Below are 8,120 nucleotides of genomic sequence, written 5' to 3'. Positions count from 1 at the left end.
ACGCCGGTCACCGTCGTCTTCACCGTCGGGCGGATGCCGACGATCTCGACTTCCTCGCCGACCTTCACGATGCCGCGCTCGACGCGACCGGTCACCACCGTGCCACGGCCCGAGATCGAGAACACGTCTTCGATCGGCATCAGGAACGGCTGGTCAACCGGACGCTCCGGCTGCGGGATGTACTTGTCCACTTCCGCCATCAGCGCCAGCACGGCGTCATGGCCGAGCTTGGGGTCGCCGTTCTGCAGCGCCACCAGCGCCGAGCCGCGGATGATCGGGATGTCGTCGCCCGGGAAGTCGTACTTCGACAGAAGCTCGCGCACTTCCAGCTCGACCAGCTCGAGGAGTTCCTCGTCGTCGACCTGGTCGCACTTGTTCAGGAACACCACCAGAGCCGGAACGCCAACCTGGCGCGCCAGAAGGATGTGCTCGCGGGTCTGCGGCATCGGGCCGTCCGCCGCCGAAACGACGAGGATCGCGCCGTCCATCTGCGCCGCGCCGGTGATCATGTTCTTCACATAATCCGCGTGACCGGGGCAGTCGACATGCGCGTAGTGGCGGTTCGCCGTCTCGTACTCGACGTGAGCCGTCGAGATCGTGATCCCGCGCGCCTTCTCTTCCGGCGCCTTGTCAATCTGGTCGTACGCCGTGAACGTAGCCCCGCCCGACTCAGCGAGAACCTTCGTGATCGCAGCCGTCAGCGACGTCTTGCCATGGTCGACGTGCCCAATCGTACCAATGTTGCAGTGAGGCTTCGAACGGTTGAACTTCTCTTTGGCCATGACCTGTTTCCTTCAGCAACGTCCCGACGTCGCGAAAATCGGGGCGTGGGATAGGCGGTTTCCTGCAATTCCGCAAGTGCCGCGTTAAGTACCGCGTTTCGCATGCGCGCGCGAGAAGCCCACCGCGCGCGAGACGCCCGCCTGCGCATCGCGCGCGGTGGAGCGGCAGCGGCATTCAGCGGTGGGGGATGGGGGTTGGAGCGGGTGAAGGGAATCGAACCCTCGTCATCAGCTTGGAAGGCTGTTGCTCTACCATTGAGCTACACCCGCGAAGGTCGGGGTAAACATAGCAGCAATACGACGTGGTGGGGGAGGTAGGACTCGAACCTACGAAGGCATAGCCAGCGGATTTACAGTCCGCCCCCTTTGCCGCTCGGGACACTCCCCCAGGTCACTCAAGGCACGTCGTGGTGGCCGGAACTCCGGCCGCGGGAAGCATGTGGCGCCGAAGCACCGCCTCCCGTGAGGCGCGCTTTATGGTGAGGTGCCCCGGCCCTGTCAACCCCGCCGGCCCAACATCCCCTGCCCCGGCCCTTCGCGCCTGTGGATCGAATTGCCAAGCCGGACGCGCCATGACAGAAGGCGGGGACACACAGAGCCAAGCCATGAACGATCGCCCCCGCCAGCCACCGGACCGTCCCCACGCCCCCGCGAAGCCGGGCTTCGATTCCGGCGCCCGCGCGAGCGGCAAGGCGCGGCCGGCGAAGAACTGGCACGACAAGGGCGGAAAGCGCGGTCATGACGGGCGGCGCGAGCGCCCCGCCGGCCGGCCCTTCGGCGAATGGCCCGAGGACGTCGCGATCCTCTATGGCTGGCACAGCGTCACCGAGGCGCTGCGCAATCCACAGCGCCGCTTCCGTCGCCTGATGGCGACCGAGAACGCGCTGAAGCGGCTGCAGGACGAATCGGTTCCGCTCAAGATCGAGCCGCAACTCGTGCGCCCCGGCGAGATCGACCGCCTTCTCGAATCGGACGCGGTGCACCAGGGCCTGTTTGCCGAATGCGATCCCCTGCCCTCGCTCACCCTTGAGGAAGCGGCGGAGAACGACCTCGTGCTGGTGCTCGACCAGATCACCGATCCGCACAATGTCGGCGCCATCGTGCGTTCCGCGGCGGCGCTGCGGGTGGGGGCCATCATCACCACCGCGCGCCACAGCCCCGCGGCGACCGGCGTGCTCGCCAAGAGCGCGAGCGGCGGGCTGGAACATGTGCCGTTCTGCTTCGTCGGCAATCTCGCCCGCGCGCTGGACGACCTGAAGAAGCGCGGCGCGCAGGTGGTGGGGCTCGACAGCGAAGGCCCCGCCGACCTCGTCGACACCCGGCTGCGCGCGCCGGTGGCGCTGGTGCTCGGCGCCGAGGGCAAGGGGCTGCGCCAGCTGACGCGCCAGACCTGCGACACGCTCGCGCGCATCGACCTGCCCGGCGCCATTGTCAGCCTCAACGTCTCCAACGCGGCCGTGCTCGCTCTGCACATCGCCCGGCGCGCCATCGGCGTGCGGAACTGAGCGCACACAACCGGCACCGCTGACCGGAGCCGGCAACCGCTTCGCAGCGCAGCATCTGCCGCGTTACGACCAATTGCCAATCGTCAAACGCCACACTTTTCGCCAAGCTTTCCGATGAGGCAGTGCAGGAATCAAAGAATTCCGCGCTCCACTGATCCGGGGAACGGCGCAAACCGATTTATTGCGGACCGTCACCGGGAGGAAACAGCCCGAGTGACCGGCGTTCCCGCAGGAACTCCCAAACTCGACCGACAGCACTGACGCGACTCCCAACGCGGGAGTTCGCATTTCGACGCGCACATTCTTGGGCGCGCCTGGCTATTCGCGCGGCATATTCTGGGGAAGGGAACGAACATGAGCGTAACGACGGCAGGTCCGACAACACGGTCCGGACCGATGACGCGGGAAGAGAGGAAGGTCATCATCGCCTCCTCCGCCGGCACGGTTTTCGAGTGGTATGACTTCTATCTCGCGGGCTCGCTGGCCGCGAATATCGCGATGACCTTCGTGCCCGGCAGCAATGACACGGCCAAGTTCATCTTCGTGCTGTTCGGCTTCGCCGCCGGCTTCGCGGTACGCCCGTTCGGCGCGCTGTTCTTCGGACGCCTCGGCGATCTCATCGGCCGGAAATACACCTTCCTCGTCACCATGACGCTGATGGGCATCGCCACCTTTGCGGTCGGCCTGCTGCCGAGCTACGAGACGATCGGCTATGCCGCTCCGGTGATCTTCATCATCTGCCGTCTGGCCCAGGGCCTTGCGCTCGGCGGTGAATATGGCGGTGCCGCCACCTATGTCGCCGAACACTCCCCACATGGGCGGCGCGGCTTCTACACGTCGTGGATCCAGACCACGGCCACGGTCGGCCTGTTCCTGTCGCTGCTCGTCATCCTGACGCTGCGCCTGTCCATGTCGCCGGAAGACTTCAACGCCTGGGGCTGGCGCATTCCGTTCCTGGTGTCGATCGTCCTGCTCGGCTTCTCGATCTGGATCCGCCTGCAGCTCAGCGAATCACCGGCTTTCCAGAAGATGAAGGCGGAGGGCAGCCGCTCCAAGGCGCCGCTGACGGAGGCCTTTGGCCGCTGGTCGAATGCCAAGATCGCGCTCATCGCGCTGTTCGGCGGCACGGCTGGCCAGGCGGTGGTCTGGTACACGGGTCAGTTCTACGCGCTGTTCTTCCTGACACAGACGCTGAAGGTCGACGGTACGACGGCAAACCTGCTGATCGCCGCCGGCCTGCTGATCGGCACGCCGTTCTTCGTCCTGTTCGGCTGGCTGTCGGACAAGATCGGCCGCAAGCCGATCCTGATCGCTGGCTGCCTCATCGCGGCTGCCACCTATTTCCCGCTGTTCGAGAACATCGCCCGCATCGCCAATCCGATGCTGATCTCGGCGACGGAGAATGTGAAGATCGACATCACCGCCGATCCCGCCAATTGCGGCACGCTGTTCGATCCGGTGGGCGTGCGCGTCTTCACCCGTCCGTGCGACGTCTACCGCCGCACGCTGGCGACCAACTCGATGCACTATCAGCTGCTGCCCGGCCCGGCCGGCTCGCCGGTCGTCGTCACGGTCAACGGTACCCCGGTGACTGTTGCCGACACCGACAAGACCGGCGCCGCGATCGTCGCCGCGGCGCAGGCCGCCGGCTACCCGAAGGTGGGTGACCCGTCGATCCTCAAGCAGCCGACCATTGGCGGCGTGCTGAGCGACAGCCGCTCGCTCGCGGTCATCGGCCTGCTGTTCATCCTCGTGCTGTACGTGACGATGGTGTACGGCCCGATCGCCGCGCTGCTGGTGGAACTGTTCCCGACCCGCATCCGCTACACCGGCATGTCGCTGCCCTACCATATCGGCAATGGCTGGTTCGGCGGCTTCCTGCCGCCCACGGCTTTCGCCATCGTGGCGGCCTCCGGCAACATCTTCTCGGGGCTTTGGTACCCCATCATCGTGGCCCTGATGACCGTGGTGATCGGCGTGATCTTCCTGCCCGAGACCAAGGATCGCGACCTCGACAACTGGCACTGAGCCCGAGATCCGGCACAAGCGGCGCCGCGCCAGACTGGCGCGCCGCCGGAAGACGACAAGGCCGGGACCAACAACACGGCAACGACATACGACAAGGCCCCGTCGCAGGACGGGGCCTTTTTCGTGTCCGCCAGCCCTCGAGACGGGCTCGCGGAATGGATCAGATCGCCGCGGAAACGACGATCTCGACCTTGTAGTCCGGCGTGGCGAGCGCGGCCTCGACGGTGGCGCGGGCCGGCGTGTGGCCGGCGGCGACCCACTTGTCCCACTCGGCATTCATCTCGCTGAAGGTCGAGATATCGGAGAGGTAGATGGTGGTGGTCAGAATCCGGGTCTTGTCGGTGCCGGCGGCGGCCAGCAGCGCGTCGATCTGGTCGAGCACAGCCCTCGTCTGGGCGGCGACGCCGTCGCCCAGCGCGACCTGGCCCGCGAGATAGACGACGGAGCCGTGGACCACGGCCTGGCTCATGCGCGGGCCGACTTCGATTCTCTTGATGCTCATCTCAGCAAAACTCTGGTTCGACATGAAAAAACCGGCCGGCGCTGGGAAGCACCGGCCGGTCTTGGTAGCACAGGATGGCGTGTAACACGCCTATCCGATCCCGATCACTGCGGGTTCATCCAGGCCTTGCCCATCGGCCCCATCGTGCCGATGTTGAAGATCTGCACGCGACGGTTGATCGGATCATCCGGCTTGCCCGGCACCTGCAGCGCCTCCTGGCCGAGGCCGAGCGCCTGCAGGCGGTCCGGCGAGACGCGGAACAGCGTCACCAGCGCCTGGACGATCGCGTCGGCGCGCTCCTGGCTGAGCTTGAGATTGTAGGCGCGGGTGCCGGTGGCATCCGTATTGCCGACCACCACGAACTTGTAGTTCCACAGGATCGGGTGGTGCATCGCATCGGCGATCGAGCCCAGCGTCCCATAGGACTCGGGGCGGATGATCGACGAGTTCAGCGCGAACTGGATCTGCACGGTGATCTGCGCGAGCTTGTCGAGCTTCTGCGCGATCGCCGACTTGTTCAGCCCGAGCGGCTGGTTCTGCGCCACCGCGTCCTGCGCCATCTTGCGCAGCAGTTCCACGGTCAGCGAGGGATCGTCATTGGTGACGCTCGACAGCCCCTGCAGGATCTGCTGGTTGTTGTCGGCAGTCTGGGCGCTGGCGCTCGTGGCGAGCGGAGCGGCGAGCGCGGCGGCGAGGGCGAGGCCCCCGACGAGACGGGTAAAGCGGGTCATGGTCTGTTTCATCCCCTCAACGATGCCGTGTTCGTCAGTTGGCCCAGCCGGCGTCGACCAGCGTCTGCTTGCAGGCAGGACGCACAACCTTCACCGAATCCAGCAGGCAGTCGAGGATGTTGGCATCGCCCGGCTTCACACCCGAGCAGAATTGCTGCGCACTCGCCGAGCACGCCTTGCCAGCATCCGCCTGCGCGGCGACGCGCTTGGCGATGCCGGTCTGAACGGCCGTGAAATCGTCGAAGCACTGGCGCGGCACCTGGTCCTGGTGCTGCGTGAGGCACTGCTGCATCTGACCGGTGCCGATATTCACCGTCGCGCAGAAGCGCTCGATCGACGGGCCGCAGCTCTTGGCGATCAGCGCGCCAGCCTGAGCATAACTCATGGTCTGCGCAGATGCTGCGCCGGACGTCGCCGCAAGCACCAGCGCACCAAGCGCAAAGATGGTTCCCTTCATCACTATTCCCGCCTCCCAAGCGAGTGATCCCGGCGCGAAACGGCGCCAGCCCTCTGGCGCGACGACACTCGCCGAACCATGCGACAATCGTGTCGCAGAACCGCGCGTCATGCGCAATGACACACGTCACGGCACTCAAAATTCGTCACTGGAAGCCCGACATGCCGCCAGACGGGGCAGCGAAGGACGGCACGAAGTGCCGAAAGGAGCGGGTCGCCCCACCGCCGCGTCCATCCGCCATCGCAGCGCGCTTGACCCGGAAGCTGCCGGGGAAAAACGCGGCAGGCTTGACCGAAGCGTCTCTGTGAGGGAAGAAAGCGCCGCCGTACTTCTCAGGGAAAGTCACAAAACACGACACGCGACCCTCGGTTCATGGCGTGTCGGGTGTGCCAGAACGTCGATCCGACCTGGGAATATGCGTTTTGCCGGCGTAGCACAGCGGTAGTGCAGCGGTTTTGTAAACCGAAGGTCGGGAGTTCGATCCTCTCCGCCGGCACCATTCTCCGCAAAGGCGACGCCCACCGGCTCGCGATCCCGACTGCGCGCCGTGAAGACGGCTATCGCCCATCCTGCCCGCGATCGGAGACGGCGTCGAACGCCACGATCATCATCCCGGCGAAGCCGAGGACGTATATGGCGGAAACAACTGTAATCGGTTCGAAGCCGAGAATGCTCATGGCGGGATATCCGGCGAGGTGATGCCTGCGAGACGATGCCCGGCGATATGGTCGCTCTGCCCGATCTCGCGATAGGGCGCGGATGAGCCGGCCGGCCTTTCCGCAATTCCCCGCGCCGCCGCCCGTGCGATCGCGCCATTCGATCGCACCCGCGCCGTGGCCGCGCGGCCGGGCGCTCCCGCCGGCGATCGACGGACACCGGGACTGCGCTGCGAAGCCATCCGGGCCCGCCGGCAGGGCAAGGCCGAACGGCGGCACGCGCGGACGGCATGTCATTTTCTCGGCCTAAGGCACTGAGATTCCCGCGAATCAGCTATTGTCGTCGTACGATTCGGGCAGTTGGGGATTCCGGCCATGCAATCCAAATGGCGTGCACCCGCCTGTTATATCGGCGTGGCAGTGATTTGCGCCATTTACCTCGTGGTCGTGCCCGGCGTCAGCGTCACCGATATCTGCGCCGGTGCCGGCCTCGGCGCTGCCGTGATGTGGGCGATCAACGAGTGGGAAACCGGCAAGTGGAACGTCGTGCTGCCCGGCGCGGCGGTGGCTGCACCGGCTGCCGTGGCGACGATGGCCGAAGCGAAGGATCCGGCGGCGGAAGCGAAGGACCCGGCAGCGCTTGCCGAATACGATGCGCGTCCCCGCGTTGATTCCGGTGTCGCCACGCGCGAGACGCTGGAGAAATGGGACGTCGACGAGAAGGAGCCGGATTGGGATCCCTCGGCTCTGGCCGACACCTGGGCCAAGCTGCGCCGCGAACTCTCGCTCAAGTCCGGGCAACGCAATGAAGCGGTGGCCCCCGATCTGCCGCGCACGGCGCAATTGGCCCGGCCAGGGCAGATTCCCGCCGCCACGCCCCTGACCCGGCCGGGCCCGTCGGCCGGCGCCGTTGGCCGACCGCAGGCGAACGGCCTCACATCCGGCGGATCGCCGGCCAGCAGGTCCTCGGCTGCCTCCGCGCAGCCCGCGCGCCCGCTGGCGGGCAGCAAAGCCCCGCTCGGCAGCCTCGCCAAGGCCTATGCGAGCGGCCAGCGCAGCGCCCTCTCTGGCGGCACGGGCGGAAACCCGGCAGTGTCGGCGGGTTCGAACCCGTCGGGCTCGGGCCTCACGGGATCCAAGCTTTCGAGCCATGCGCCTTCCGGAAAAGCCGCTTCCGGCCTCGGATCGCCCCCCCCTTCCGGGCCGGCTACGCCCGCGGCGAAGACTGCCTACCCTTCCAGCGGCAAGTTCGGCGGCACCGCGACGGCAGCATCGGCCAGTTCGACCTCGCCGACGCGCAAGGATCCGGCGACGAAAGAGCCGCCTCGGCAGCCCGGCACATTCCTGCGGCCGCGCTGATCGTACTGGCTTTCCGGCGAGCCGATCGCAACATTCCTTCTAGAACAGGACCGCCCGGAGGCCAGAGCCATCCGGGCGGCTTTATTTTCACGGTGCGTTG

7 protein-coding genes and 3 tRNA genes are annotated in these 8,120 nt (G+C 66.4%); 4 read left to right on the top strand and 6 right to left on the bottom strand.

Features of this window, described 5'->3' with window-relative positions; all coding sequences use genetic code 11:
- The 3 genes from FHS55_RS22760 to FHS55_RS22750 all read right to left on the bottom strand — a co-directional run.
- Nucleotides 1–782: elongation factor Tu (locus FHS55_RS22760; RefSeq protein ID WP_183192154.1), on the bottom strand; the 782-nt coding region annotated here is incomplete at its 3' end.
- Between the two features lie 196 nt (nt 783–978).
- Nucleotides 979–1,052 (bottom strand) — tRNA-Gly (locus FHS55_RS22755).
- Between the two features lie 33 nt (nt 1,053–1,085).
- Nucleotides 1,086–1,170, bottom strand: a tRNA-Tyr gene (locus FHS55_RS22750).
- Between the two features lie 217 nt (nt 1,171–1,387).
- On the opposite strand from FHS55_RS22750, the gene FHS55_RS22745 reads away from it, so the two are divergent.
- Together FHS55_RS22745 and FHS55_RS22740 are read left to right on the top strand one after the other, a co-directional pair.
- Nucleotides 1,388–2,287: a TrmH family RNA methyltransferase gene (locus FHS55_RS22745; RefSeq protein WP_183192153.1), complete on the top strand. Its 900-nt coding sequence runs from the start codon at nt 1,388–1,390 to the stop codon at nt 2,285–2,287.
- 354 nt (nt 2,288–2,641) lie between these two features.
- Nucleotides 2,642–4,315 carry an MFS transporter gene (locus FHS55_RS22740; protein WP_183192152.1) on the top strand — a complete coding sequence of 558 codons (1,674 nt, stop codon included), beginning with the start codon at nt 2,642–2,644 and terminating at the stop codon, nt 4,313–4,315.
- Nucleotides 4,316–4,475: 160 nt separating this feature from the next.
- On the opposite strand, the gene FHS55_RS22735 is transcribed toward FHS55_RS22740, so the two are convergent.
- From FHS55_RS22735 to FHS55_RS22725, 3 genes are all read right to left on the bottom strand, one after another.
- Entirely contained in the window at nt 4,476–4,817 is a 342-nt protein-coding gene (locus FHS55_RS22735; protein WP_183192151.1) for a RidA family protein, read from the bottom strand.
- A 104-nt stretch (nt 4,818–4,921) separates the two neighbouring features.
- Nucleotides 4,922–5,548: an OmpA family protein gene (locus tag FHS55_RS22730; RefSeq protein ID WP_183192150.1), complete on the bottom strand. Its 627-nt coding sequence runs from the start codon at nt 5,546–5,548 to the stop codon at nt 4,922–4,924.
- A gap of 34 nt (nt 5,549–5,582) precedes the next feature.
- Nucleotides 5,583–6,005, bottom strand: a complete 423-nt coding sequence (locus FHS55_RS22725) for a hypothetical protein (protein WP_183192149.1) — start codon at nt 6,003–6,005, stop codon at nt 5,583–5,585.
- 424 nt (nt 6,006–6,429) lie between these two features.
- Between FHS55_RS22725 and FHS55_RS22720 the strand changes: the two genes are divergently transcribed.
- A tRNA-Thr gene (locus tag FHS55_RS22720) sits at nt 6,430–6,504 on the top strand.
- A gap of 517 nt (nt 6,505–7,021) precedes the next feature.
- Nucleotides 7,022–8,020 (top strand): hypothetical protein, encoded by a 999-nt coding sequence (locus FHS55_RS22715; RefSeq protein ID WP_183192148.1) that lies wholly within the window; start codon nt 7,022–7,024, stop codon nt 8,018–8,020.
- Nucleotides 8,021–8,120: the final 100 nt, after the last annotated feature.

It is taken from the genome of Ancylobacter tetraedralis, assembly GCF_014195655.1.
GTDB lineage: Bacteria > Pseudomonadota > Alphaproteobacteria > Rhizobiales > Xanthobacteraceae > Ancylobacter > Ancylobacter tetraedralis.
The sequence above is the reverse complement of the archived record's forward strand: the minus strand, read 5'-3'. Positions and strand labels throughout refer to the sequence as shown.

What these genes read in the sequence shown, in the direction of transcription:
- FHS55_RS22730 (WP_183192150.1), bottom strand. Translation starts at nt 5,548, where the DNA reads ATGACCCGCTTTACCCGTCTCGTCGGGGGCCTCGCCCTCGCCGCCGCG.
- FHS55_RS22725 (WP_183192149.1), bottom strand. Translation starts at nt 6,005, where the DNA reads ATGAAGGGAACCATCTTTGCGCTTGGTGCGCTGGTGCTTGCGGCGACG.
- FHS55_RS22740 (WP_183192152.1), top strand. Translation starts at nt 2,642, where the DNA reads ATGAGCGTAACGACGGCAGGTCCGACAACACGGTCCGGACCGATGACG.
- FHS55_RS22735 (WP_183192151.1), bottom strand. Translation starts at nt 4,817, where the DNA reads ATGAGCATCAAGAGAATCGAAGTCGGCCCGCGCATGAGCCAGGCCGTG.
- FHS55_RS22745 (WP_183192153.1), top strand. Translation starts at nt 1,388, where the DNA reads ATGAACGATCGCCCCCGCCAGCCACCGGACCGTCCCCACGCCCCCGCG.